This is a genomic window from Aciditerrimonas ferrireducens (assembly GCF_023130475.1).
In the GTDB taxonomy this organism is placed as follows: domain Bacteria; phylum Actinomycetota; class Acidimicrobiia; order Acidimicrobiales; family UBA8190; genus Aciditerrimonas; species Aciditerrimonas ferrireducens.
The window spans coordinates 49,961-73,777 of the sequence record NZ_JAKHEX010000007.1 but is presented as its reverse complement, the minus strand read 5'-3'; the positions used below and the strand labels follow the sequence as shown (position 1 = coordinate 73,777).

At 73.6% G+C, this 23,817-nt stretch carries 23 protein-coding genes; 16 read left to right on the top strand and 7 right to left on the bottom strand.

Annotated features, from left to right (window positions below; all coding sequences use genetic code 11):
- Positions 1-72: 72 nt before the first annotated feature.
- From Acit_RS12965 to Acit_RS06165, 6 genes are all read left to right on the top strand, one after another.
- Complete coding sequence (locus Acit_RS12965) at positions 73-1,419, top strand: acetyl-CoA hydrolase/transferase family protein (protein ID WP_282436411.1); 1,347 nt, start codon at positions 73-75, stop codon at positions 1,417-1,419.
- 189 nt (positions 1,420-1,608) lie between these two features.
- Positions 1,609-2,016 (top strand): type IV pilus modification PilV family protein, encoded by a 408-nt coding sequence (locus Acit_RS06185; protein ID WP_248106980.1) that lies wholly within the window; start codon positions 1,609-1,611, stop codon positions 2,014-2,016.
- Entirely contained in the window at positions 2,013-2,663 is a 651-nt protein-coding gene (locus tag Acit_RS06180; RefSeq protein ID WP_248106978.1) for a hypothetical protein, read from the top strand. The genes Acit_RS06185 and Acit_RS06180 overlap by 4 nt, the downstream gene beginning before the upstream one ends.
- Before the next feature lie 65 nt (positions 2,664-2,728).
- A complete protein-coding gene (locus Acit_RS06175; protein WP_248106976.1) occupies positions 2,729-4,198 on the top strand; it encodes a hypothetical protein in 1,470 nt (489 codons plus the stop codon).
- A 47-nt stretch (positions 4,199-4,245) separates the two neighbouring features.
- Positions 4,246-5,241: a hypothetical protein gene (locus tag Acit_RS06170; RefSeq protein WP_248106974.1), complete on the top strand. Its 996-nt coding sequence runs from the start codon at positions 4,246-4,248 to the stop codon at positions 5,239-5,241.
- Positions 5,238-6,008, top strand: a complete 771-nt coding sequence (locus Acit_RS06165) for a PhzF family protein (RefSeq protein WP_248106973.1) — start codon at positions 5,238-5,240, stop codon at positions 6,006-6,008. The genes Acit_RS06170 and Acit_RS06165 overlap by 4 nt, the downstream gene beginning before the upstream one ends.
- On the opposite strand, the gene Acit_RS06160 is transcribed toward Acit_RS06165, so the two are convergent.
- Both Acit_RS06160 and Acit_RS06155 read right to left on the bottom strand, forming a co-directional pair.
- On the bottom strand, positions 5,989-6,342 hold the full coding sequence (locus Acit_RS06160) for an antibiotic biosynthesis monooxygenase family protein (protein ID WP_248106970.1): 354 nt from the start codon (positions 6,340-6,342) through the stop codon (positions 5,989-5,991). The genes Acit_RS06165 and Acit_RS06160 overlap by 20 nt on opposite strands.
- Before the next feature lie 22 nt (positions 6,343-6,364).
- Entirely contained in the window at positions 6,365-6,826 is a 462-nt protein-coding gene (locus Acit_RS06155; protein WP_248106968.1) for a MarR family winged helix-turn-helix transcriptional regulator, read from the bottom strand.
- 190 nt (positions 6,827-7,016) lie between these two features.
- Here Acit_RS06155 and Acit_RS06150 point away from each other — a divergent pair, with 190 nt between their 5' ends.
- The 4 genes from Acit_RS06150 to Acit_RS06135 all read left to right on the top strand — a co-directional run bounded on the left by Acit_RS06150 (position 7,017) and on the right by Acit_RS06135 (position 12,812).
- Positions 7,017-7,352 (top strand): zinc ribbon domain-containing protein, encoded by a 336-nt coding sequence (locus Acit_RS06150; protein ID WP_248106966.1) that lies wholly within the window; start codon positions 7,017-7,019, stop codon positions 7,350-7,352.
- 133 nt (positions 7,353-7,485) lie between these two features.
- Positions 7,486-9,363 carry a lipase family protein gene (locus tag Acit_RS06145; protein ID WP_248106964.1) on the top strand — a complete coding sequence of 626 codons (1,878 nt, stop codon included), beginning with the start codon at positions 7,486-7,488 and terminating at the stop codon, positions 9,361-9,363.
- A 142-nt stretch (positions 9,364-9,505) separates the two neighbouring features.
- Positions 9,506-11,518 carry an SCO family protein gene (locus tag Acit_RS06140; RefSeq protein ID WP_248107030.1) on the top strand — a complete coding sequence of 671 codons (2,013 nt, stop codon included), beginning with the start codon at positions 9,506-9,508 and terminating at the stop codon, positions 11,516-11,518.
- Positions 11,511-12,812, top strand: a complete 1,302-nt coding sequence (locus Acit_RS06135; RefSeq protein ID WP_248106962.1) for a beta propeller repeat protein — start codon at positions 11,511-11,513, stop codon at positions 12,810-12,812. Before Acit_RS06140 ends, Acit_RS06135 begins: the two co-directional genes overlap by 8 nt.
- Positions 12,813-12,856: 44 nt before the next feature.
- Here the strand turns inward: Acit_RS06135 and Acit_RS06130 are convergent, their stop codons facing one another.
- The 5 genes from Acit_RS06130 to Acit_RS06110 form a co-directional block, all read right to left on the bottom strand.
- Positions 12,857-14,026, bottom strand: coding sequence for an amidohydrolase family protein (locus Acit_RS06130; protein WP_248106960.1), 1,170 nt, complete (start codon positions 14,024-14,026; stop codon positions 12,857-12,859).
- A gap of 23 nt (positions 14,027-14,049) precedes the next feature.
- Positions 14,050-15,738 carry a thiamine pyrophosphate-binding protein gene (locus Acit_RS13575; RefSeq protein WP_248106958.1) on the bottom strand — a complete coding sequence of 563 codons (1,689 nt, stop codon included), beginning with the start codon at positions 15,736-15,738 and terminating at the stop codon, positions 14,050-14,052.
- Entirely contained in the window at positions 15,716-16,759 is a 1,044-nt protein-coding gene (locus tag Acit_RS06120; RefSeq protein ID WP_248106956.1) for an ABC transporter permease, read from the bottom strand. The genes Acit_RS13575 and Acit_RS06120 overlap by 23 nt, the downstream gene beginning before the upstream one ends.
- Positions 16,759-18,264, bottom strand: coding sequence for a sugar ABC transporter ATP-binding protein (locus tag Acit_RS06115; RefSeq protein ID WP_248106954.1), 1,506 nt, complete (start codon positions 18,262-18,264; stop codon positions 16,759-16,761). The genes Acit_RS06120 and Acit_RS06115 overlap by 1 nt, the downstream gene beginning before the upstream one ends.
- A gap of 74 nt (positions 18,265-18,338) precedes the next feature.
- Positions 18,339-19,442, bottom strand: a complete 1,104-nt coding sequence (locus tag Acit_RS06110; RefSeq protein ID WP_248106952.1) for a sugar ABC transporter substrate-binding protein — start codon at positions 19,440-19,442, stop codon at positions 18,339-18,341.
- Between the two features lie 253 nt (positions 19,443-19,695).
- Here Acit_RS06110 and Acit_RS06105 point away from each other — a divergent pair, with 253 nt between their 5' ends.
- From Acit_RS06105 to Acit_RS06080, 6 genes are read left to right on the top strand one after another with little or no spacing between them, the layout of a single operon-like run.
- Positions 19,696-19,965 carry a hypothetical protein gene (locus Acit_RS06105; protein WP_248106950.1) on the top strand — a complete coding sequence of 90 codons (270 nt, stop codon included), beginning with the start codon at positions 19,696-19,698 and terminating at the stop codon, positions 19,963-19,965.
- A complete protein-coding gene (locus Acit_RS06100; protein WP_248106947.1) occupies positions 19,962-20,834 on the top strand; it encodes a DODA-type extradiol aromatic ring-opening family dioxygenase in 873 nt (290 codons plus the stop codon). The genes Acit_RS06105 and Acit_RS06100 overlap by 4 nt, the downstream gene beginning before the upstream one ends.
- Positions 20,831-22,141, top strand: coding sequence for an aromatic ring-hydroxylating oxygenase subunit alpha (locus Acit_RS06095; protein WP_248106944.1), 1,311 nt, complete (start codon positions 20,831-20,833; stop codon positions 22,139-22,141). Before Acit_RS06100 ends, Acit_RS06095 begins: the two co-directional genes overlap by 4 nt.
- The gene (locus tag Acit_RS06090) at positions 22,138-22,674 is read left to right on the top strand and encodes an aromatic-ring-hydroxylating dioxygenase subunit beta (RefSeq protein ID WP_248106943.1); all 537 of its coding nucleotides are present in this window, start codon (positions 22,138-22,140) and stop codon (positions 22,672-22,674) included. Before Acit_RS06095 ends, Acit_RS06090 begins: the two co-directional genes overlap by 4 nt.
- Before the next feature lie 29 nt (positions 22,675-22,703).
- Positions 22,704-22,979 (top strand): hypothetical protein, encoded by a 276-nt coding sequence (locus Acit_RS06085; protein ID WP_248106942.1) that lies wholly within the window; start codon positions 22,704-22,706, stop codon positions 22,977-22,979.
- On the top strand, positions 22,972-23,793 hold the full coding sequence (locus tag Acit_RS06080) for an SDR family oxidoreductase (RefSeq protein WP_248106941.1): 822 nt from the start codon (positions 22,972-22,974) through the stop codon (positions 23,791-23,793). The genes Acit_RS06085 and Acit_RS06080 overlap by 8 nt, the downstream gene beginning before the upstream one ends.
- The last annotated feature ends 24 nt before the right edge of the window (positions 23,794-23,817 follow it).

The following is a 23,817-nucleotide window of genomic DNA, read 5'->3' as shown; positions in this document are numbered from 1 at the left end:
GAAGGTCCCTGTTCTCGGTCCTCGCGCTGGGCCAGATTGGCGCTGTGGACGCTGGCTGTGGACGATGAGGGCATGACACCGGCACGGATGAGCCTGGAGGACGCGGTCGGGTTGCTGCGGCCTCGGGACAGCGTGGGCTTCGGGCTCGGACCAGGGATCCCCCACGGGTTCTTGAGGGCCCTGGGCGAGCGGACGGACTGGGCGGACCTGGTGCTGGGCGGGGCGTTGCTGCTGGACCTCTTCGAGGTCCTCCGCCACCCCGGGGTGTCCTACCGGAGCGGCTTCTACGGCCCGGTGGAGCGCTTGCTGGTCGCCGAAGGGCGGCGGGTCGACCACGTCCCGGGGGGCTTCCGGGACTTCGGGCCGATCCTGGCCCGGTTCCGGCCGAGGGTCATGGTGGTGCAGGGCGCTCCGGACGGGGACGACCAGGTGAACCTCTCGCTGCACGTCGGGGCGACGGCGGCAGAGCTGGCGGCAGCCGGCCGGGACCCGGATCGTCTGCTCGTCGTGGAGCTGAACCCTCGCCTCCCCCGCACCGCCGGCCTCCGGCAGGCCGGGGGGCGCTGGCCGGCGGGCTGGCCGGTGCCGGCTGATGCCGGGGGCCCCGACACGAACCTCCTCCCCCTGGCGCTGGCGGACGTGGTGGTGGAGGTGGACGAGGAACCCTTCGCGCTGCCCGAGGCCGAGCCGACGGCCACGGACCGGGCCATCGCCGAGGTGGTGCAGCGCTTCGTGCCCGACGGCGCCACCCTGCAGACCGGGATCGGCGGGGTGCCGAGCGTGGTGGCCGCAGCCCTGGCGGAGGGCCCGGGGGGCGACTACGGGGTGCACAGCGAGATGTTCACCGACGGGCTGCGGCGGCTGCACGAGGCCGGGAAGGTGAGCAACCGGCGGAAAGGGGTCTTCGACGGGGTGTCGGTGACCACCTTCGCGCTGGGCAGCGCCTCGTTGCTGTCCTGGCTGGACGGGAACGAGGACGTCGCCTTCGTGCCGGTGGAGGCCGTGAACGACCCGGACCCGATCGGGCGGAACCGGGCCATGGTGTCGTTGAACGGGGCCCTCATGGTCGACCTCTACGGACAGGTGGTGGCCGACCACCTGCCGGGGCGCCAGATTTCGGGGGTCGGGGGCCACGAGGACTTCGTGGCTGGTCCGGCGTTGCGAGCCGACGGGCGGGCGATCGTGTGTCTCCCCTCGACGGTGACGGTCGAGGGGGAGGTCCGGTCCCGGATCGTGGCCCGGCTGCCCGAGGGGGCGGTCGTCTCGACCCCCCGGCACCACCTGGACGTAGTGGTCACCGAGCACGGAGCCGCCGAGGTGCGGGGCCTGACAGTTCGGGAGCGGGCCGAGGCGCTAGCCCGGGTCGCCGACCCGGCGTTCCGGGACGAGCTGCTGGCAGAGGCCCGTCGGCTGCGCTGAGGGGCCGCTCGGCGTCGGGGGTCCCGGCCCCAGGAGCGCCCAACGTTGCCCACGAGGCCCCCAGGATTGCCGCCCGCTGCTCAGGGTCACGGGTCGGGGGTCGATACCGAGGGCGTGACGCGCCTCGGCCCTCGTGGGGGGCTGGCGGGTCGCGCGTGGGCGGACGGCGCTCGCTGGTACCTCCCCCTGGTGTCGTTCCGGCGCGCCCCGGCGTCCAGCCACGCCGGGGAGGAGGGCTTCGGGCTGCTGGAGGTGGTGCTGGCCATGGCGGTCATCGCCGGGGCCAGTGCGCTCGGTGCAGGGGTCGCCCTCGTCACGGGCCAGGCCACGGCGGCCTCGGCCCAGCGCCTCGAGGCCACGGAGATCCTCTCGACGGTCCTGGCCAGCGGGTCCTCGTCGGCCAGCGTCCAGGCCCTCGGCACGACCTACGTGGTCACGGTCCAGACCAGCTCGGCGCCGAACGGCACGGTGCTGGCCACGGGGACGGTGACCTGGTCGGGACCGGGCGGGACGACGAACACCGTGCGCCTGACCCGGGACGAGCGGCCGAGCCCCGAGGGCGGGGCGCCGCTGGTGGTTGGCGAGGGGGCGGGATGAGCCGGGCCGGGGAGGAGGGGACCACCCTGGTCGAGCTCCTCATGGCGCTGGCACTGACGGTCCTGGCACTTGGTCTCGTGCTGCCCCTGCTCGGGGCCACGGGCAGCCAGGCAGCGGTGACCCGATCCGAGAACCAGGCCACGGCGGCGTTCGGCTCGGTGCTCGTGGCCCTGGGGAACGAGATCGGGTCGGCGGTCGTGCTCTACGCCCCCGATCCAGCGAGCGGCCAGCCGTTCTGGGCGGGCCAGGGACTCGGGACCAGCGGTGCCGGCGGCGTCGGCCCGGGGGACGCCGTGCTGGTGCTCTCCCAGTACGACCCGGCGGGCGGCGGCACGGGCACCGCAGTCTGCGACCAGTGGGCGGTGGAGCCGGTCGGCACCGGCGGCGCGCTGGTGACCCGCAGCTGGTCCCCCGGTCAGGGTGGCACGGTGGCCTTCGAGACGGTGGCCAGCACCCCCTGGCCCCCACCGGCGCTGCCCTTCAGCTTGGTGAGCACGCCCCAGGCCGGCGTGCAGGTCCACCTCACCCTGAGCGGCCTGGGGAGCGACACAGCGGGCACGGTGACCCTGGCGACCACGCTGTTCAGCATGGACATGGCGCAAGCCGGCTTCCCGGCCAGCGCCTGCGAGCAGGGGCCCGCGCCGTGACCGGCTGGTGGCGTCGGGTGGGTTCGTGGTGGCGTCGAGGCCGCGGGCGGGGCGGGGAGGAGGGCGTGGCTCTCGTGCTGGCCATCTCGGTGGCCGCCGTGGTGCTCGTGGTGAGCACCGGGACGATGACGGTGGTGATGGGCACGGCCAGCACGGTGAGCGCCCATCTGGCCCAGGTGGCTGCGGCCGAGGCGGCCGCCTCGGGCCTGGCCCAGGCGGAGCAGACCGTCCAGGCGGCCATCGCGGCCGGGAACCCCGAGCTGCCCTGCGCGGTGGCGGGGTCGGCGCCCGGCGGCTCCCTCCCGGAGGCCTACGAGGTGGCGATCACTTACTACCAGCAGCTCCAGGGGACCACGCCCTCGGGCCCGCTGGCCTGCAGCAACGGCGAGGCGCCCAACCAGCCGATCGGGGCGGTGGCCTTCAGCGCCAGCGGGCAGGGTGGCGGGGCGACCGGGCAGCTCGGGGCCACCGAGACCATCTTCAGCCTGGACCAGGTGCAGGAGAGCTTCGCCGGCGGCTACGGCGTCTACGTGAACGCCGGGACCACCTTCGACAACCAGTTCACGACCCAGTCGACCTTCGGCACGGTCTTCGTGAACGGCCCGGTGCAGTGCGACAACGCCACGGACCTCGAGGGCAACCTGGTGGCGAACGGGACGGTGGCCATGACGAACGCCTGCACCATCCAGGGGACCTTGACGGCCAACGGGAACGTGAGCGTGAGCACCTCCTCGCCGGTCCTAGACGGCTTGGCGAGCGTGGTCGGTGACTTGACGTTCTCCAACCCCGGTTCGCCCGAGCCGCAGTTCCGCGGCGGGGCAGTGGTGAAAGGAACGGCGAGCACCACCGACGGACAGCCGATCACCACGAACGTGGCCGGCACCCTCGAGCAGGACGCGGTCGTGGCCTTCCCCTCGCCACCACCGTTCCCGCAGGTGACCTGGGACCCCGCTGCCTGGCAGGCCGCCGGCTACCAGGTGGTGACCTACACCGACACGAGCAACTGCGGCAGCTACTACGGGCTGCCGAGCGGCGGGGGGGCCCCGAGCAACACCTCGGGCGTCTACACCGACTTCTTCGCCGCCGACCAGCTGACCGCCCCGGAGGTCCTCTACACCACCTGCCCCCTGGACCTCTACGGCCAGGTCACCATGCAGATCGGCGCGCCCTTCGCCATCGTGGACCCGGCCGGCTTCGACTTCTCGAACCAGACGACCTTCGAGTCCCTCACCTCGAACCCCGAGCGCCTGGAGCTCATCGTGCCGAGCTGCTCGAGCGGGTGCGGCGGCCAACTGGCGTTCTCGAACCAGACCACCTTCGGGACGACCAGCAACCCGCTCCAGACCCTGCTCTACACGCCGAACGAGGCCAGCTTCTCGAACGAGCTGAGCCTGAGCGGCCAAGTGGTGGTCGGCTCGACCGGCGCGCTGCAGAACCAGATCCTCTTCAACCTGGAGCCCTTCCTGGATGTGCCGGGCACGACGAACCCGGTGGTCCAGCTCTCCCCGGTGGAGCGCTACGTGGCCTCGGGCTGAGGTCTCGTCGCTGTCGGGGCGCTGGGGTTCTCTGGCATGGTGAGGCCGTGGATGAGGAGGGCACTCGGGCGAGCGCGTGGCGGCTGGTGGTCCCGGTGCTCGTCGCCCTGGGCATGCTGCTCGTAGCCCAGGCCGTGCCGGCCGTCCTGTTCCCCGAGGGCGCCGCCCTGGCGAGCGGCATCGTGGTGCTGGGACAGGCCGACTGGGCGGCGTCGCCGGGTCGGCTGGCCACCGTGGTGCCCGTGGCCGCCCTCGGCGGGGTGGGCCTGGCCCGCAGCGGCCTCGCCCCGTGGCAGGCCGAGCTGGTGGGGCTCGTCGGGGTGCTGGCCCTGCTGCGACTGGCTGGGAGCCGCCTGGCCCCGGCCCTCTCGGCAGGCCTGATCCCCTCGGTCTTCCACGTCACGGCCTTCGCCTACGCGGCCAGCGTGGCCGTGATCTGCGGCCTGCTGGCGACCGGCCTCGTCGTCGGTCGCGGACGCCTGGGCCCGCCAGCGGCACCATCGAGGACGGGGGGGCCGCCCCGCCGAGGCTTCTCCCTCCTGGCGAGCGGCCTGGTCGCTGTGGTGGCCGGGGCGCTGATCGTGATCGCCGGGGTGGCGCGTGGAGCCCCGGCCGGGCTGGTGGCCCCCCCGCTGTTCGTCTCGCTGCTGGAGCTGGTGGCCGGCGCGGGGACCGGGTGGGTCGGGTCGAGCTGGCAGAGACGAGGCACGATGCTGGCGGTCCGCTGGGCGAGCCTGGTCGCCGCGGCTGGCCTCGGCGCCCTGGTCGTCGGCGAGCTCGGGCACGACTGGGCGGTCGTGGTCCCCCTGGTGGCCCTGGAGGCCCTGGTGGTGGCGGTGCTCTGGGGACGGGGCCTGCGGCACCCCCCACCGGCTGCGCTGGTCCTGGTGCCCCTGCTGGCTGGCCATCTGGCGGCGGGGCGCTTCGCCGTCGGGGTGGCCCTCGGGGCCGCCTGGGTCTGTGTCGTCGGGGCGCTGGCCCGGGTCGGCCTCGAGGCGCTTCGGCGCCGGGGGGCGCCGACCCGTGGCAGCCTGGACGGGTGAGCGTGGCTCACCTCCTCGAGGCGTTCACCGAGGGCCCGGGCACCGGCAACCCGGCCGGGGTCGTGCTGCTGGCGCGCTGGCCGGCCGAAGCCTGGATGCAGGAGGTGGCCGCTCGGCTCGGCCTCTCCGAGACGGCGTTCGTCGTGCCCGGGCCGGAGCCGGGACGGGCCGGGCTGCGCTGGTTCACGCCCCGGACCGAGGTGGCGCTCTGCGGGCACGCCACCCTGGCAGCCGCCTGGGTGGTGGGGCGGGAGACGGTGACCTTCGAGACCGCCAGTGGCCCCCTGGCCTGCCGGCTGATCCCCACGGGCCTGGTCGAGGCGGAGCTGCCGGCCGACCCGCCGGTGGCCCGGCCGGTGCCCGAGGGCCTGGTCCTGCCCGAGCTCACCTGGTTCGGGGAGGGACGCTTCGACGCCGTGGCCGTGCTGGCCCGGGCCGAGGCGGTCCGGGCCGTCCACCCCGACCTGGAGGACCTGGCCAGCCGACCCTGGCGGGGCCTCGTCGTGACCGCTCCGGGGGACGGTGAGGGCGTGGACTTCGTGAGCCGCTACTTCGCCCCGGCCGTGGGGGTGCCCGAGGACCCGGTGACCGGCTCGACCCACGCTCTGCTGGCCGAGCTCTGGGGGGAGCGCCTCCGCCGTGGGCGCCTCTCGGCCCGGCAGCTCTCGGCCCGGGGTGGCCGGCTGGAGCTGGAGCGGCGCGGCCCGGTGGTGGCCGTCGGCGGACGGGTCGAGGAGGTGGGGCGGGTCAACCTGGCTGGTCCCTGAGGGTCGGCTTGGCGGCGAGGGCCACGTCGAAGGACCACAGCTCGCTGGCCGTGGCGACGGGCGGGTGGTGGTCGCCGCCCGAGGGACGGTCCTGCTCGGGCCCCCGGTGGCCGTGGGCGAAGGCGGGGGAGGCCACCCAGGCCTCGAAGCTGGCGGCGTCACGCCAGCGGGTCACGACGAGCCAGGTGCGCCGACCGTCGGTGGGCCGGAGCAGCTCGAAGCCCTCGAAGCCTGCGGCCTGGTCGACGGCGCCGGCCCGGGCTGCGAAGCGGCGGGCCAGCTCCTCGTCGGCTCCCTCGGGCACGGTGATGGCGTTGATCCGGACGACGCTCATCGGGCCATGGTGGCAGAGGGGCTCAGGGTTCGCCGATCGGGTCGCCCAGGAGCTTCTCGAGCAGGCCGACGAGCTGGTGGAGCTCCTCGGCGCTGAGCTGACCGAACGCCGGTGGGGGCTGGTCGACGATGGCGGTGATCTCGGCGGCCTTGCGCCGGCCGGCCTCGGTGAGGACCACCACCTTGACCCGGCGGTCCGTCGGGTGGGGGCGCCGCTCGGCAAGGCCCTGCTGCTCGAGGTGGTCGACGACGGCGGTCACGTAGGAGCTGTCGCAGCGCAGCGCCTCGGCCAGGCTCCGCATGGCCTCGGGCGGTTCCCCGGCCAGGTGGATGAGGGCCTTCGCCACGCTGGGGGTCACGCCTTTCGCCTCGCCCCGCCGGCGCAGCTCCGCCAAGGTGTCGGGGTCGTGAGCCAACCGGCGGATGGCCCGCCAGGCCCGCACGGCGTCGGCCTGTCGCCGACCTGTCGACAGGGAAGTGGTCATCGGGGATCAGCAAGGCCGCTCGGTGCGACCGCTGCGATCCTAGTGGGTGGCGACCATGGAGAAGGACAGCGGTTGGCTGGGTGAAGGACCTGCTGGGACCGGCCGGGTCGGGCCCGGGGGCGGGGAGTCGAGCGCCCTATGCTGACCGGCCACGGCGGACCGAGGCCCGAGATCCGAGGAGGTCGCGACGGTGCGGGGGTTCAAGCGGTTCCTGACCCAGTCGAGCCTGGTGACCACCGCCGAGGGTGGGCACGGTGCAACCGCCGGCCTCGGTTTCACGGTGGGCGGCCAGCGGATCCTCCTCGGGTCCTTCGTCGGGTCGGTCATCTACTTCGTGATCTTCATGCTGGTCGTCTACGCGGCCATCGTCGTGCCATACCGGCGGCTCATGAAGCGCCGTGGCCAGGACGTGTTCGGGGAGCCCGGCCCCACGAAGACCTGCCCCGAGTGCCTGGCCAGTGACCTGCCTCTGGCAGCTCGGCGGTGCCGCTCCTGCGGCTCGGTCCTCGCTGAGCAGGCCAGCTGAGGGGCCGCACCCCTGGCCCAGCGCCGAGCCGCAGGGTCGCCGGCCGACCAACCGCAAGGTCTGGCGGCGTGCTCGGTTCCCCACCTGGGAGCTGCGGGAAGGGGGCGCGATGCGACGGGGAGAGGTTCGGCGGGTGGTGGTCGGCGTGGTCCTTGCGGGGCTCGCCTGGGCTGGGGTCGCCGTGCCGGCGGGCGCGACCAGCGAGCAGCCGACCCTGCCGACGGCGAGCGCGTTCTACCGGTCCCCGGTCCCGGCCCACACCCTCGCCTTGATCCCCCCGGGGACCGTGCTGCGGCAACGAACGGTCGACGTCCCGTGGCTGGGCTCCTCCTCCCTGGAAGTCCGGGCCACGCAGCTGCTCTACCGGACGACGACCGAGCTGGGGGCCCCGGCGGTCACCGTGACCACCGTCCTCCAGGATCCCCTGGCCCGGCTCGCCCCGGTGCGGATCGTCTCGTGGCAGATGTTCTACGACGCCCTGGGGGCCGAGTGCGATCCCTCCTACACCCTGCGGGGCGGCAACCCGGGGTACGGGGACGCCCAGGAGGAGGAGGATCTCATGACCCCCTACCTGCTGGCCGGGGACACGCTGGTCGTCTCGGACTACGAGGGGGAGGACCTGGCCTGGGGTGCGGGCCAGCAGTCGGGGTACCAGACCCTCGACGGCATCCGGGCGGCCGAGGCCGCCCTGGGGGTCCCCGAGCGGACCACGCCGGTGGCCATGGTGGGCTACTCGGGCGGCTCGATCGCCACCGACTGGGCGGCCGAGCTCGCCCCTGCCTACGCCCCGGGGCTGGACCTGGTGGGGGCGGCCATGGGCGGGGTGCCGGTGGACTACGCCCACAACCTGGCCTACATCAACGGGAGCCCGGACTGGTCGGGGGTCATCCCGGCCATCCTCGTCGGAGTGGCCCGGGCCTTCGGCGTGCCCCTCGCCCCGTATCTCTCGAGCTATGGGGCCAAGGTGATCGCTCAGGTGCAAGACGGCTGCATCAACAGCTTCGTCGGCAACTACCCGGGTCTGACCATCCAGTCCCTGCTCAAGCCGCAGTACCAGGACTTCCTCCAGGTGCCGGTCTTCGCCAGCATCGTGAACGAGCTGATCATGGGGACCGACGGGACACCCCGGTTGCCGATCCTGCTCGCCAACGGCAACAGCGACGGGACCGGCGACGGGGTGATGGTGGCCGCAGACGTCGAGGCCCTGGCCCACCGCGACTGCGCCGCCGGCCTGCCGGTGACCTTCCTGGAGGAGCGGGGCCTGGACCACACCGAGGCGGCGGTCCCCTTCGAACTGGCCGCGTTCCCGACCATCGAGGGATGGCTGGCCGGCTTGCCCCCGGTGAACGGCTGCGGGGCGGTGGGGACCGGGAACGCCCTGACCCCCCTGCCCGCCGGGACGGTGCCGCCGGCGCCGCCGGTCGGGTCGGTGCGCTCGGCTGACCTGACGACGGTCGCCGAGAGGGGCCAGGGGCAGGTGGTCGCCGAGGGCCTGCGACGCGGGGTGGCGGCGACCCTCGAGGGGACCGGCGCCCTGACCCTGGCCGACTTCGCCCCGGATCGGGACCCCGTGGGGCCCACCGACTTCCCCTCGACCGGTCAGTTCTTCTCGGTGGCCCTGGCGTCGGGCAGCCAGGCGTCGGCGGTCGACCTGGTGGCCTGCGGCCCGGGCCGGCCGAGCGGGCTGCGCTGGTGGGACCCCGCAGCGGCGGGGGGCCGAGGTGCCTGGGAGGTGGTCAGCGGCGCGGCCATCGGGGTGCGGCCCCCGGCCGGTTTGCCGGGCCAGGGCTGCCTCTCGGTTCGCCTCGGGCCGGGATCGAGCCCCTCGCTGTCGGCGCTGACCGCGGAGGGCGCCAGCACCGGGACGGTCTTCGGGGTGGTCGGGACGACGCCGTCCCCGGTGCCCGCCGGGGGTCCTTCGGTGCGGGGGACCGCCAGAGGGGACCTGGCCGTGGCCCTCGGCGGCCTGGGCCTGGCGCTGCACCTCGGCCTCGGGCTCCAGCGCAGCTGAGCCCTGGGCCCGCCAGCTAGCGGGCCCCGCTGGGCGCCTTGTCGGCCCGAGCGACGCCTCGCTAGAGTGCGCGCGAGGAGACCCGATCCCCCAGGCTTCGGCGGCACCCTGGGGCCCCAAGGAGGTGCAGCGCGTGGGAGGCATGGGGCAGGCCGCCAACTTGCCCGCCCAGTATCTCGACGCTCGCCTGACCCAGGTCGGGGAGGTCGCCTTGCTGGCGGCGCTGGCCGTGGTCTGGGTCGCCCGTTGGCTGGTCCGGCGTCAGGCCGGTGCGGGCGATGCCCCGGATGGGGCCTCAGGCGCACCGGCGGGCGGGGTCACCGGGCAGGGCGGCTCGCGGCGGCGCTGGTGGGCGTGGTTCGAGGCCGGTCCCCCCAGCCGGACGCTGCTCCAGGCGGGGTTCGGGGCGCTGTGGCTGCTGGACGGGCTGCTGCAGGCCCAGCCGGCGATGCCGAGGCAGTTCGTGGCCATGGTGCTCGAGCCGGCCATGACGGGCCAGCCCCGGGTGATCGGCGAGCTGGGGCGGGTGGCGGTGAACCTCTGGAGCCTCCACACGGTCACCACCGACGCCCTGACGGTGTTCCTCCAAGTGGCCATCGGCTGGGGGATCCTCGTCGGGGGGGACCGCCTGCTCGGACGGTGCTCGCTGGCGGCGTCAGTGGTGTGGGGCACGGTCGTCTGGCTGCTCGGGGAAGGGGCCGGGGATCTCTTCGGCAAGGGCGGGACCTTCCTCTCGGGCACCCCAGGAGCGGTCCTGGTCTACGTCGGCGTGGCCCTCCTGCTGCTCTGGGTGCCGGCGAGCCGCTGGGACGACCAGCGGGCCGCCCGGGTCCTCCTCTGGGCGGTCGGGGGGCTGCTCCTGCTGGCGGCGCTGCTCCAGGGGTTGCCCGCCGAAGGGTTCTGGCACGGCCAGGCGCTGGCCCGGGTCTTCCAGGCCGCAGCCCAGAACCCCCAGCCGAGCGTGCTGGCGGCGCCGATCACGGCGATGGCCGACCTGGCCCGATCGGACCCGGTGGTGGTGAACGCCCTGTGGACCGCCGTGCCGGCGGTGGCCGGGGTCTGGCTGCTCATTCGGCGGGCCCCCCGGGGAGCAGTGGGCCTGGCCGCGCTCTACCTGGCGGCGGCCTGGTGGCTGGGCATGGACTTCGGGGTGCTGGGGGGGACGGGCACCGACCCGAACATCGCCCTGCCCGTGGGCCTGCTGCTGGCAGCCGCCTGGATGGGGGGGCTGGGCAGCACCCTGCCGGCGACGGCCCGGGTCCGGCAGGCCAGGCCGGCGGTGCACCGGCTCCTCGGGCGACGGAGCGCCCCGGTCCTGTCGATGGGCGCGCCGAGCCCGGTGCTCGGCGGCGCCCTGGCCATGGCCGGTGCCGAGGGGATGGGCCCGCACCGGCCGGTCATGGGTGCCTCGGGGGGCAGGGGGAGCGGTCCGGGGCCCCGGGGCGAGCCCCCCGAGCCGGGCGCGGCCACGGGCTCGTGGTGGCAGCGGCACCCGCTGCGGGTCTGGCTGGCCTTGGCGCTGTGGGGATCGGCGCTGTGGTGCCTGCCGCCGGTCCTGACCAGCCTGCCCCGGGCGGTGCGGGAACCGGCCGGGGTGACCCTCGCCGACGTGGCGAGCGGCGGGCTGGCGACCATCCCCGGGCACCCGCCGGTCCCGCGGTTTCGGCTGGAGAACCAGGACGGCCAGATGGTGACGCCGGCGAGCTTCCGGGGCAAGGTGGTGTTCCTCTCGTTCCTGGACCCGGTCTGCTACGCCACCTGCCCGGTGGTGGCGGAGGAACTGGCGGAGGTGGCGCACCTCCTGCGGTCCCACGAGCGCCAGGTGGCGTTCGTGGCGATCGACGCCAACCCGGACTTCACGAGCCTGGGGAGCATCCGGGCCTTCGACGCCGAGCACGGCCTGACCGGCGTGCCGAACTGGCAGTTCCTGACCGGCTCGCCGGCGACCCTGGAAGCGGTATGGGCGAAGTTCGGGGCGGTGACCCAGGTGGCCCAGGTGGGCATGGTGGCCCACAGCCTGCTGGTCTACGTGATCGGACCGGGGGGACGGGAGCAGGCGGTGACCGAGGCCACGGGGGTGCCGGGACCCCGGATCGAGGTGGGGTACGCCGAGATGTTCGCCGACGAGGCCGCGAGCCTCCTGCCCCATGCCTGAGGTCGGGCGAGCGGGTCGCAGGCGCCAGCGGGGCCTGCTGATCCTCACGGTGGTCCTCGGTCTGCTCCTGGCGAGCTGCGCCAGCAGCCCCTCGAAGAAGACCCTGCGGGCCGCGGCACCCCCGAACGCGCCGCGGCTGGAGGGCACGGGCGAGGTGGACGCGGTGAGCGGACCGGGCGGCGGCGTCACCTGGTTGGTGGTGCCCGACCCAGCCAGCGTCTCCTCGGGGCCCGGCGGGAACGCCCGGCCGGACTGGCTGGTCGAACGGTTGGCCGGGGGCAGCGTGGCGCAGGTGACCCCGCCGGGCATCGTGGTGCGGGGCGGGGTTGCGGTGAGCGGCCTGCCAGGTGGCCAAACCGCTTGGGTGGCGATCGGCAGCTACCGCTACCAGCTGGACGGCGCCGTGGCGGTCACCACGGACGGGGGCCGGCACTGGTCGGAGACGGCGTTGTCGGTGCCCCTGGCCCCCGCACCCCAGGGGGTGCTGGCGGAGAGCACCGACCAGGCGGTCGTCCTGGGGGGCCTGGGCCGCCAGCGCGAACTGCTCACGACGAGGAACGGCGGAGCCAGCTGGGCCACGGTCGCCGCGGCCAGCCAGCTGCTCGGTACGGACGCCAGCCGCTGCACCCTGGAGGGCCTGGGCCCGGGGCCCTCGGGCTCGGTGCTGGTGGGGAGCCGGTGCGACGGGCCTCGGGGCCTCCTGGTGGCGGTCTCGGGCAGCGGCCAGGTGAGCCACTGGAGCGTGGTGGTGCCGGGAGCGAGCGGCGGGGCGACGACCGTCCTGCCGCTGGCGAGCGACGTGGCCGGGAGCCCGGCGGCCGCCACGGTCGGGTGGCAGAGCACGGCGGTGCCCGGCGGGGTACTGGAGGCCGGCCTCGCAGGGCTCGGGGCGGCGGGGTCCCTCGACCTGCTGGGCCAGCCGGCGACCATCACCGGCGGGTTGACCTTGTTGGGCGGTGGTGCGGGACCCCAGGGCGTCGAAGTGCTCCTGGCCGGCCGGGACCCCGACCGCTTCCCGGGGCCGGGCCCCGACGAGGTGCTCGCTCGGGCCGGCTCGGGGGCCGGGTGGCAGCTGGTGGCCCCGGTGCAGGGGGACGGGTTCGGCCTGGTGGCCGACGGCGTGGGCTGGTCGGCAGGAGGGAGCGAGGTGGTGGTGGCGGGCAGCTCGGGGAAGCACCCGGCGCTCGCCACGGTGCCGAGCAGCGGGGACGGGGGCCTGACGAGCGGGGCCGCGCGCTGGCAGACCACCGTCCTGCCCCTGCCCCAGATCCCCACCGCCTCGAGCCTGTCCTGACCCGGTCGGGCGAGGCCCTGTCCGAGAGGGCCAGCCCGAGGGGGTCAGGCCGGGTGGACGACCGTGACCGGCCGGCTGGGCGGGGGCGTGTTGCGGCTCCGGGTGAACCGGAGCTCCCCGGCGGTCAGGGCCACGGCGACCGCCGGGAGGTCCCCGAGTCGGAGGGCACCCTTCCAGTCCTTCGCCACGGACCCGACCGGCGCGTCGAGGACCAGCAGGTCGGCGGGAGCCCCGAGCGCCAGGCGGCCGGCGGGCAGGTCGTAGACCCGGGCCACGGAGCCGGTCACCGCGGCGAGGGCCAGCTCGGGGCTGAGGGGCCCGAGGGAGACCAGTTCGGCCATGGTCCGGAGGAGCGCCAGGGGGATCATGCCGGTGCCGGTGGGGGTGTCGCTGGCGAGCAGCAGACGGTGCTCCTGGTGGTGCTCGAGGGCCAGGCGGGCGATGTCGATGGCCGAGCGGAGGTTGCCGGCTTGGACGAGCTGGAGGGCCATGTCGCCTCCTTCGAGGACCACCCGCTGGTTGTCCTCGTCGCTCATGGCCGTGGGCCCGCCGTTGACGTGACCGGCGATGTTCGGTTGCATCGCCAAGAGGGCCTCCGCGCCGATGGCCCGCTGGCTGCCCGGGATGGACCCGCCACCGGTGTGGCACATGACGACCAGGCCTGCCCGGCGGGCCGCCTGGACGACGGGGACGTAGCCCATGGGGTCGGGGAAGGCGCCGAAACCAGCCTTGGCGAGCCAGACGCCGGCCTGGCGGAGCTCGACGAAGTCGGCCTCGGTAAGGCCTGGCTCCAAGATGACCGAACCGGCATGGACGGTGACCCCCCCGGGCCGGTAGGAGCGGAAGCAGCGCTCGGCCGCCACCGCGAGGGCCTTGACCCCGGCGGGGTCGGTGGGACGGCCCGGGACGTGGACCTCGCTGGCCGAGATGGCCCGGGTCATGCCGCCGTGGAGGTAGCTCTCGAGGAAGCCGACGGTCTGCTGGCGGGGGGTGTAGTCGCCGAAGGTCACGTGGACGTGGGAATCGATGAAGCCCGGGACGACCCCGGCCCCGGCGGCGTCGACGACGAGACGGTGGTCGGCGGGCCGGACCTCCTCGCTGGTCCCGACCCAGGCGATGCGCTCGTCCTCGAGGACGAGGGCGTCCCCGTCGAGGGGGGTGCCGGCGAGGTCCCCGATGTGGGACGAACCGATGCGGACGACGGCGATGCTCACGGTCGAGCGCTCCTTTCTCGGGATCAGCCCGGTCCGACCACCCGGCGGGAGACCAGGCAGTCGACGACGTGGGGCACGGGGGGGCTGTGGGTCGGGTCGAACCAGCCGGGGAGGCTGGCGACCTGGGTCAGGTCGTCGATGCGCCGGCCCCGGCCGCCGAGGGCCTCGGCCAGGCGGGCCAGGTCGGGCGTGGGGACGAGCGCGAGGGTCGGGTCGAGGCCCTCGGCCTCGAGGGCGTGCACCTCGGCGCCGAGGGCTTGGTCGTCGATGACCACCACGAGGAGGCGGGCCCCGATCCGGGCCGCGGTCTCGAGCTCCTGGACGTGCATGAGGAAGCTGGCGTCGCCCTCGATGGCCACCACCGGCCGCTCGGGGCGAGCGAGGGCGACGCCGATGGCCGTGGGGACGGCCTGACCGGTGGTCATGAAGTCGAAGGCCATGAGGAACTGCCGGCGCCCGCTGCGGTTCGTGAGGTATTGGGCAGCGAACCCCATGTGGTGGCCGCCGCCGACGACGACGAGGGCGTCCTCGGGCAGGACTTCGTCGAGGGCCAGCATGAGGACCCGGGGGTCCAAGCGGTGCGGCTCGAGGGCCTGGGGAGATCGGCGGAGCGCTTCCCGGCGGAGGTCGCCCGAGGCGTCGACCACCGGGACGCCGCTCTGCCAGGGGCCAGCGGGCGAGGGACGATCCGGGAGCGCCGCGAGGAGCTGCTCGGTGACGAGCCGGGCGTCCCCGAGGAGGAAGGCGTCGAGGGGGACGGTGGCCTCCAGGGCGGCGTCGGGGCGCTGATCGACCAGGAGGACCCGGGCGCGAGGGAAGGCCTGGCCTTGGTCGGTGGTGTGGAAGTTCAGGCTGGCCCCGACCGCGAGGAGCAGATCGGCGCGGGCGAGAGCCTCCTTGGTCGCTGGCAGGGCGAAGCCGCCGGCCAGCCCGAGGTTGGCCGGATGGGGGTCGAAGAGGCCCTTGGCGCCGAAGCTCGTGGCCAGGCGGGCGCCGAGGCGGTCGGCCAGGGCCACGAGGGCGTGGCCAGCGCCGGCCCGGGCGGCGCCGGCCCCGGCCAGAAGGACGGGTCGGGAAGCGGACGTCAGGCGCTGCGCGGCCTGGGCGACGACTTCGGGGTGGGGGAGGGCGACCGGCGGGTCGAGTGGGGGCCGGCGGAGTCCGGTGGGCGGGGGAGCGGGGAGCTCTTGGACCTCGGGGCCGGCGAGGACGGCCACCGGGCGGCCGTGGCAACGGGCCCGGCCGACGGCCCGTCGGACGAGGCCCATGGGGTCCTGGCCGGGAAGGACTTCGTGGACCTCGGTCTGGGCTGCCTCGAGCAGCTGCCGGGTCGAGACGTCGAGCTGGCCCTTGCGGTCTCGCTGGTGGGTCGGGACGTCCGCTGCGAAGACCACGAGGGGCGTGCGGTGCTTGGCGGCCACGAGGAGCGCGGTGCTGAGCTGACTGACCCCCGGGCCGTAGGTGACGGCGCAGAGCACCGGCTGGCCGGTGGCCCGGGCAGCTCCGTCCGCCATGGCGCAGCCGGCCCCTTCGTGGCGGACCTGGACCACGCGAGCCCCCCGAGCGGCCATGTCGAGCATCCAGCGCTTGGTGCCGTCGCCCATGAGGCCGAAGACGGTGGTGAGCCCCTCGGCCACGAAGGCGTCGGCGAGGGCCTCGCGCACCCGGCGCTCGGGTCGCCCGGCGTGCTCAGTGGCCGGAAGGTTGGCCACGTTTCTGCAGGCGGTCGAGGAGGATGGCGCCGAGGAGGACCGCCCCGGTGACGACGTCCTGCCAGAAGTTGGAGACGCCGAGCAGGTTGACGGCGTTGCCCAGGACGGCGATGACCAAGACGCCGACCACGGTGCCGGTCAAGCCACCGACACCGCCGAAGAGGCTGGTGCCCCCGAGGAGGACCGCGGCGCCGCTGATGAGGGCGATGGAGGACCCGGCGGTCGGGGTGGCGGACGCCAGCCGCCCGGCCTCGACCACCCCGGCCAGGGCGGCGCACAGACCGGCAATGCCGTAGACGCTCATGACGACCAGGGGGACCCGGATGCCGGCGAGGCGTGCCGCCTCCCGGTTGCCACCGGTGGCGTAGACCGCACGACCGTAGGGCGTCCAGCGCAGGACGAGGCCACCGAGGACGATGACGACGACGAGGACGACGACCGGGGCCGGGACGCCGAGGACGGTGCCGTTGCCCAGGTGGGCCAGGACCGAGGAGCTGATGGTCTGGCTGGCACCGTTCGTCACCACGTCGACGACCCCGTAGAGGAGGGTCATGCTGCCGAGGGTCACGACGAAGAAGTTGAGGCCGGCCACGCCGATGAGGAGACCGTTCAGGCCAGCGCCGAGGAGGAACCCCCCGAGGAGGACGACGACGATGGCGAGAGGGGCGGGGACACCGGCGTGGAGCAGGAGATAGAGGACCTCTTCGGCCCCGGCCATGATGGCGCCGACCGAGAGGTCGAAACCGGCGGAGAGCAGGACGAAGGTCATGCCGACCGAGACGATGAAGAGCGAGCTGTTGGTGACCAGGACGTTCTTGAGGTTGCCGGTGGTGAGGAAGGTGGGTTCGGTGGCAACGAGGACGACGACGAGCACGGCGAGGGCGAGCAGGGCCCCGAGGTAGCCGCGGACATGCTGGTGGCCGCGGCGCAGGTGGTGCCGGAGGCCCGAACGGGGGGTTTCGGTCGGGGTCGGGTGCGTGGGACCGACGAGGTCCTGGCGGGCGGTGTCGGGGAGGGACATCACTGGCTCCTTTCCCTGGCAGGCTCGGCACCCCCGACCAGCGCCAGCAGGTCGTGTTCGCTGGTCTGCGCAGGATCGACCTCGGCGACGAGCGCACCCCGGTGGACGACCAGGATGCGGTCGCAGACCTCGAGGAGCTCGGCCAGCTCTGAGGAGGTCATGACGGCGGCACCGCCTTCGGCGACCTGGTGTCGCAGCAGGCGGTGGATGTCCGCCCGGGCATGGACGTCGACGCCCCGGGTGGGGTCGGCGAGGAGCCACAGCCGGGCCCCGGCGAGGAGCCAGCGACCCACGACGAGCTTCTGCTGGTTGCCGCCCGAGAGGGTGCCGGCCAGAGCGGTGGGATCGTTGGGCTTGACGTCGAGATCCCGGAGGACACCGGCCACCCGCTCGACGAGGGAAGCCCGCCGGAGGGGCCGGAGGCTGGCCCGGCTGGTCAGGGCCAGGGTGAGGTTCTCGGCCACGGTGGCGTTCGGGACGATCCCCTCTCGGCGACGGTCGCCGGAGACGTAGGCGACGCCGAGGCGGGCTCGACGGACGACGCCGAGGCCGGTCAGGTCCCGGCCGGCCAGCCGGATCCGGCCGGCGGCGGCCTTGCGCCGCCCGGCCAGCGAGGCGAGGAGCTCGTCGACGCCCGAGCCGGGGAGGCCGGCGAGGCCGAGGAGCTCGCCGGGACGGACACCGAAGGAGATGGGGATCCCTCGACCGGCGGGGTCGAGGTCCTCGACCGAGAGGAGCTCCCCCGCTCCTCTCGTACGGACCGGGGTGTGGTGCGCGTGGACGGGGTGGCCGACCATGAGCTCGGCCAGGGTGGCGGCCCGGGCCTGGTCGCCGGGGAGCTCGGCCACCATGCACCCGTCGCGCAGGACCGAGACCCGGTCGGCGACGGCGGTGATGTCGTCGAGCCGCTGGCTGACGAGGGCAATGGCGCGGCCTTCGGATCGGAGCAGGCGGATGAGCTCGAGGAGCCGGTTGGCCGCGGGGCCGGGCAGGGCGCTGGTGGGTTCGTCGAAGAGCAGGACCCGGGCGCCGTGGAGCAGGGCTCGGGCGATGGCGACGAGCTGGCGATCGGCCAGGTCGAGCTCGGCGACCGGCCGGTCAGGGGCGAGGCGGCCTTCGGGGTCGACGGACCGAAGCGCGTCGAGCGCCCGTCGACGCAGCTCTCGCCAGGTCACGACACCCCGGCGGCGGGGGAGGGCACCGAGGAAGAGGTTCTCGGCGATGCTCAGGCTGGGTACCAGAGGGAGCTCCTGGGGCACGGTGGCGATGCCGAGGTGCAGGCCGTCGTGGGGCGAGCGGAGGCGGACCGGGGCGCCCCCGACGACGACAGTGCCCTCCGAGGGCCGCAGCGCCCCGGAGAGGATGCGCACCAGGGTGGACTTGCCCGAGCCGTTGGCCCCCGCCAGGGCGTGGACCTCGCCGGCATGGAGGACGAAGTCCACGCCCCGCAGGACCGTGACCTTGCCGAATCGACGGACGACCTGGCGAGCCTCGAGGACCGGCACGGGATGAAGGCTCGGCCCGGAGCGATCGGCAATGTGCTCCGTGGGATGGCGGCGGGGTGCCACCAGGCTCACCCTCAGCCGACGGTCGGGTTGGCGCTCAGGGTAGCTGGCGGGGTGAGGGTGCCGTCGGCCACCTCCTTGAGGCCGGTGCTCCAGGGGACGTAGCTGGAGAGGTTCGCCTTGGTGACGAGCTGGACCGGCGGGTGGACGACGGGGGGGACGCTCTTGCCGGCCACGAGGTCCTCGACCATCTTGAGGGCGATGAGGGCCTGCTCGTAAGGCAGCTCGTTGATGGTGGCGTCCATCTCGCCGGACCGGATGGCTGCGATGCCGTCGGCGTTGCCCTGCTGGCCGACCACCACAGCGTGGACGCCGGCGGCCTTCAGGGCTTGGGCGGCGCCCTCGGCGGCACCGTCGAAGTAGGCCATGACCGCTTGGACGTTGTCGTGGTACTTCGTGAGGGCGTCAGCGACCGGGCCTGCTGCGCCAGCGATGTCGTCGGTCTGGTCGTGGACCGTCTCGAGCCAGTGGATGCCGGAGCTGGCGGCGGTGACGTCGGCCTCCTCGGCGTGCATGAAGGCGTGGAGCGACGGCACCGGGGCAGCGATGTCGACCCCGAGCACGTTGCCCTTGCCCCCGAGAGCCTTGGCCACGAACTGGGCGGCCAGCTTGGCCCCTTCGTGGATGAGGCCCTGGTTGATGTCGGCGTTGTAGGGGTAGAGCTGCTGCGCCGAGGTGATCGGGCTCGTCGAGGTCACCGCGTTGTACCCCAGCACGACGATGCCGGCCTTGCGGGCAGCGGTGAGGACGGGCACGAGCGGCGGGCCGGCCAGGGGGAAGACCACGATGGCCTTGACCTTCTCGTTGATGAACTGCTGGATGTCGGAGACCTGATTGGAAACGGAGAGGGCCGCATTGAGCGAGGTCACGGTGATGCCCTGCCGCTTGGCCGCCTCGGTCAAGGCCTGCTGGAAGGTGTCGAGCACCGGCTGGGTTCCCTGTGGGTTGGAGAAGCCGATGGTGTAGCCCTGGTGGGCCGTGCTGGCCGCTGGCTTGGTCGAGCTGGAGCTGCTCGACGAGCTGCACGCCGCGGCCCCGAGGGCCACGGCAGCGAGCACGAGGCCCGCGGTCTTGGAACGGCGACGGCTGGTGTGGCGCCGAGTGAACCGGAGACGCACGGTTGTTCCTCCCCTCCTCCCGACCTCGCGAGGTCGTCCTTGAGCGAAGGATGAACGAAGAGCGACGCCGAGGCCAGAGGGGAGGAACGAATGTACCCGTTCGGGGGACAGGCTCGCCTGATGGCCGGGGGCCGCTGGCCTCCAGCCGGGCGAATGTACCCGTTTGGGGAATAGCGGCCCGGAGCAGGGCGGTGTTCGATGCCAGCGAGCCGGTCACACCGGGATCGTCGTGGGGAGGGGAGGTGCGTGCTGGATGTCCGGGTGCTTCGCCCTGGAGCAGCTCCTGTTCGAAGCCCGACGCGACCCTGCGCTCGCCCGATCCCTGCGGGAACGGCCGGTTGCGGTGGCCTGCGCCCGAGGCGTGGACCCGAACGCTGCCCAGGCCCTGGCCGAGGGGGCCGTGGACCGTCTCCTCGAGCTTGGCGTGAACCCGCTGCTGTTGTACCTCAGCATGATCGAGATGGGGATGTCCCGGGAGGACTACTACGCCCGACTGGGCCGAGCCAGCGGGGTCGGGCGATGACCGGCCACCTGGTGGCCGGGGCCTGTGTCTCGCACTCGCCCGGTCTGACCGGCTTCCCGGAGCGGGCTCCGGCAGCCGACCGCCAGGCCGTCCTCGGCGCCTTCGAGGACATGGCCGGGCGTATTCGAGCTGCCCGACCGGATGCCCTGGTGATGGTCTCCTCGGAGCACTTCACGAACTTCTCGCCGGCGAACCTCCCGACGGTGGCCGTGGGGATGGCCGAGGAGTACGCCTGTCCGGCCAGCGAGGGATTCGAACGGTTCCTTCAGGTGCCTCGTCGGGGGTATCCGGGGCAGGCGGCCTTAGGTAGGGCCTTGGCCGAGGGACTCTTGGCGCAGGGCTTCGATCCGGCGCTGGTCGGCGGCGGCTACGGGTTCGACGAGGCGTTCGCGGTGCCGCTGTCCCTGCTGGTCGACCCGGCAGATCCCGTGCCGGTCGTGCCGGTGGTGGTGAACGCCGTCCAGGCTCCCATGCCCAGCCTGGCCCGCTGCGCCGCCCTGGGTCGTGCTCTTGGGGAGATCATTGGCGCCCAGGAGGCAGCGGCGCGGGTCGCGGTGGTCGCCAGCGGGGGGCTCTCACACTGGGTCGGTCTCCCCCGGGCCGGTGAGATCGACCAGGCCTTCGACGAGCTCGTCCTCGGCCTGCTGGAGAAGGGAGACGTGGCGCAGCTGGCCAAGCTCTCCGAGGCGCGGCTGGCCGAGGCGGGCAACGGCGCGGCGGAAATCCGGGCGTGGGTCGTGGCCGGGGCGGCCCTGGCCGGCTGGCGATGGGAGGTCCTGGCCTACCGGCCGGTGCCAGCGTGGCTGACCGGCACGGCCGTCGTGGCGGCCAGAAAGCCAGGGGGCGAGTCGGAGGAGGAGGGGCGATGAGAGGAGCCGAGCTGACCAGCGTCGAAGAGGTGCTGGATCGGGTCCGCAAGGAGCTGGCCGAGGGCCGGCTGCCGGTCGAGATCTTCAACTCCCCGGCGGTGTTCGCGGCAGAGCAGGAGCGCCTGTTCCGACGGGCATGGTTGTTCCTGGCCCATGACAGTGAGATCCCCGAACCGGGCGACTACGTGCTGCGCAACCTTGCCGGGAACTCGGTCATCGTGGTGCGCGATGAGCAGGGGACGGTCCGGTGCCTGTTGAACATGTGCCGACACCGCGGGAACCAGGTGTGCAAGGCGGCCATGGGCAACGCCTCGCACTTCCGGTGCTCCTACCACGGCTGGACCTACGCCAACGACGGTCGGCTGATCGGGGTGCCCCACATCCGAACGGTCTACGACGGTCGACTGCGACGATCCGACTGGAACCTCCTGGAGGTCCGAACCGACAGCTACCAGGGGCTGGTCTTCGGGTGCCTCGACCCCGGCGCTCCGGATTTGGAGGAGTACCTCGGAGGCTTCCAGTTCTACCTCGACATCTATCTGCGGCCGGGACCAGGGGGAACGGAGGTCTACGCGCCCCCGAACCAGTGGGTGACGGAGACGGATTGGAAGATCTGTGCGGAGAACTTCGCCGGTGACGGCTACCACACCCCGGTCGCCCACCAGTTCGGCTTCCAACTCGGCTACTACGCGTCCTCGGCGTCCACCCACTCGCAGGGCTACGCCGTCCACTTCCCCCACCGAGGCCACGGCATCGGCTTGGGCCGGACCCCGGGCATGACCCCGTTCTTCGGCTACCCGGACGAGGTCGTGCAGGGAATGGCCGAGGCGCTCAGCCCCGCGCAGCTGGAGTTGTTCAAGGAGACCAGGACGGCGGTCAGCACCGTCTTCCCCAACCTCTCGCTGCTGATCCAGCCCTTCAGCGCGACCCCTGGAGAGCCCGGGGTGCGGTTCTGCACCATGCGCCTGTGGCAGCCCATCGGGGTCGGGCGGATGCAGATGCTCTCGTGGTGTCTCGTGCCGAAAGATGCCCCGGAGGCCTACAAGGCGGAGGCCTACCGGGCCTACACCCTGGCGTTCGGGCACGGCGGGATGTTCGAGCAGGACGACTTCGACAACTGGAGTCGGGTGACGGCGATGGCCGGCAACCCTGCCGCCCAGGAGCTGTCCTTCCCGTACCTGATGGGGTTGGACCGTGAACCGATCGCGGACTTCCCTGGTCCGGGAGTGGCCGTCACCCCGTACATGACGGAGACGAACTTCCGGAACATGTGGCAGACCTGGCTCGAGTACCTGGAGCGGCCATGACGAGCAACGGTGCGAGCGAGGCACTCGATCAGGAGCGGTTGCCGGTCGAGCTGGCGCGGCGTGTCGAGCAGTTCCTCTTCCGGGAGGCTCAGTTGCTCGACGAGCGGCGATTCGAGGAGTGGCTGGCGCTGTTCTGCGAGGACGCCAGCTACGAAGCGCCCCTGCGAATCACCCGGGAGCGGCAGGTCGACTCGGAGCTGTCCCCGACCGGGAGGATCTTCTGGGACTCCAAGCAGACCCTGGGGGTGCGGGTGCAGCGCCTCTGCTCGGACTTCGCGTGGGCCGAGCAGCCACCGTCGCGCACGCGGCACTTCGTGACCAACGTGCGGACCTGGCGGGCCGATGGGGTCATCCAGGCCCGGTGCAACCTTCTCGTCTACCGCAACCGGGGGGAGGATCCCCGGGCCGACCTCTACTCGGCGGATCGGATGGACGAGCTGGTCGAGGAAGGCGACGATTTCCGGATCCGTCGGCGGATCCTGGTGGTGGACCAGGCCAACCTGACCGGGAACAGCCTTTCGGTGCTGCTATGACCCCGGAGGGGAGACGGCAAGCGGAGCCGGTGGCGTGGTCGGCGGCCCCGACCACGCCGGTGATCGTGGCCAACGAGTTCGCCGAGGTGCTCGTCCGGCGGGTCCCCACCCGCAACGGTGTCCGGCTCGAGGTCTTCGCGCCCCGGCTGGGCCGGCGGATCCTGCTCGACGCCTTGGAGCTCGAGGCCCTGACGTGGCAGACGCCGGCGCTGTTCTCCGATCTCCTCGAGGAGCCCTTCGGGCCGACCGACCCGACAGGTGGCCGGTTGCCTGAGGACGACGAGGAGGGAGGCTGGGTTGCCTGAACCGGGACTCCTGGCGGAGCAGGGCGTGCTGGTCGTCGGTGCCGGTTCGGGCATCGGGCGGGCGGTCGCCGAGCGACTGGCCTCCGAGGGTGCCTTGGTCGTCGGCCTGGACCTGGACGGGGAGCGCCTCGGCGACCTTCCTTTGGCGGACCGGGTGGTGGGCGACGCCTGCGCCCCGAGCGTGGTGGCCGAGGCGGTGGAACGAGCGGAGGCGGCGGCGGGCCGGCTCGACAGCGTGGTCTGCTGTGCCGGACGGTTCGACTTCTACCAGCCGATCTGCTCGCTCTCGCCGAGCGACCTGGTCGAGGCCTTCGAGGAGATCTACCGGGTGAACGTCCTGAGCGGCTTGGTCGTGGCCCGGGTCGCGGCCGAGGCCCTGCGGGCCAGCCGGGGGTCTTTGGTGCTGACGGTCTCCAGCTCGGCCAGGTGGCCGGAGGGTGGCGGCGTGCTCTACGGGTCGAGCAAGTGGGCGGTGCGTGGCCTCGTGGCCCACCTGGCCCGGGAGCTCGCCCCGGAGGTCCGGGTGAACGGCGTCGCCCCCGGGGGGACGGCCCGGACCCGGCTGGTCGGGCTGCGGAGCCTGGGGCAAGACGGTCGGGTCGCCGACGGTCCGGAACGGGACGAGCGGATCGCCGCCCAGACCTTGCTCGGCGTGGCTGCCAGTCCGGCGGACCACGCAGGGACCTACCTGTACCTGGTGAGTCGGGCCTTGTCCCCGCTGGTGACCGGCACGGTGGTGCCCTCGGACGGGGGGCGCGGCGAGCGGATCGAAGCGAACAGGACGCCCCGGGTCGGCGAGGAACGGGTGGGTTGAGGAGCGGAAGGAGGAGCAACGAGA

Bases quoted from the DNA above. Each gene is read 5' to 3' on its own strand.
- Acit_RS12965 (WP_282436411.1), top strand. From the start codon at position 73: ATGACACCGGCACGGATGAGCCTGGAGGACGCGGTCGGGTTGCTGCGG.
- Acit_RS06180 (WP_248106978.1), top strand. From the start codon at position 2,013: ATGAGCCGGGCCGGGGAGGAGGGGACCACCCTGGTCGAGCTCCTCATG.
- Acit_RS06160 (WP_248106970.1), bottom strand. From the start codon at position 6,342: ATGAGCGTCGTCCGGATCAACGCCATCACCGTGCCCGAGGGAGCCGAC.
- Acit_RS06155 (WP_248106968.1), bottom strand. From the start codon at position 6,826: ATGACCACTTCCCTGTCGACAGGTCGGCGACAGGCCGACGCCGTGCGG.
- Acit_RS06140 (WP_248107030.1), top strand. From the start codon at position 9,506: ATGGGGCAGGCCGCCAACTTGCCCGCCCAGTATCTCGACGCTCGCCTG.
- Acit_RS06135 (WP_248106962.1), top strand. From the start codon at position 11,511: ATGCCTGAGGTCGGGCGAGCGGGTCGCAGGCGCCAGCGGGGCCTGCTG.
- Acit_RS06120 (WP_248106956.1), bottom strand. From the start codon at position 16,759: ATGTCCCTCCCCGACACCGCCCGCCAGGACCTCGTCGGTCCCACGCAC.
- Acit_RS06105 (WP_248106950.1), top strand. From the start codon at position 19,696: ATGTCCGGGTGCTTCGCCCTGGAGCAGCTCCTGTTCGAAGCCCGACGC.
- Acit_RS06100 (WP_248106947.1), top strand. From the start codon at position 19,962: ATGACCGGCCACCTGGTGGCCGGGGCCTGTGTCTCGCACTCGCCCGGT.
- Acit_RS06095 (WP_248106944.1), top strand. From the start codon at position 20,831: ATGAGAGGAGCCGAGCTGACCAGCGTCGAAGAGGTGCTGGATCGGGTC.
- Acit_RS06090 (WP_248106943.1), top strand. From the start codon at position 22,138: ATGACGAGCAACGGTGCGAGCGAGGCACTCGATCAGGAGCGGTTGCCG.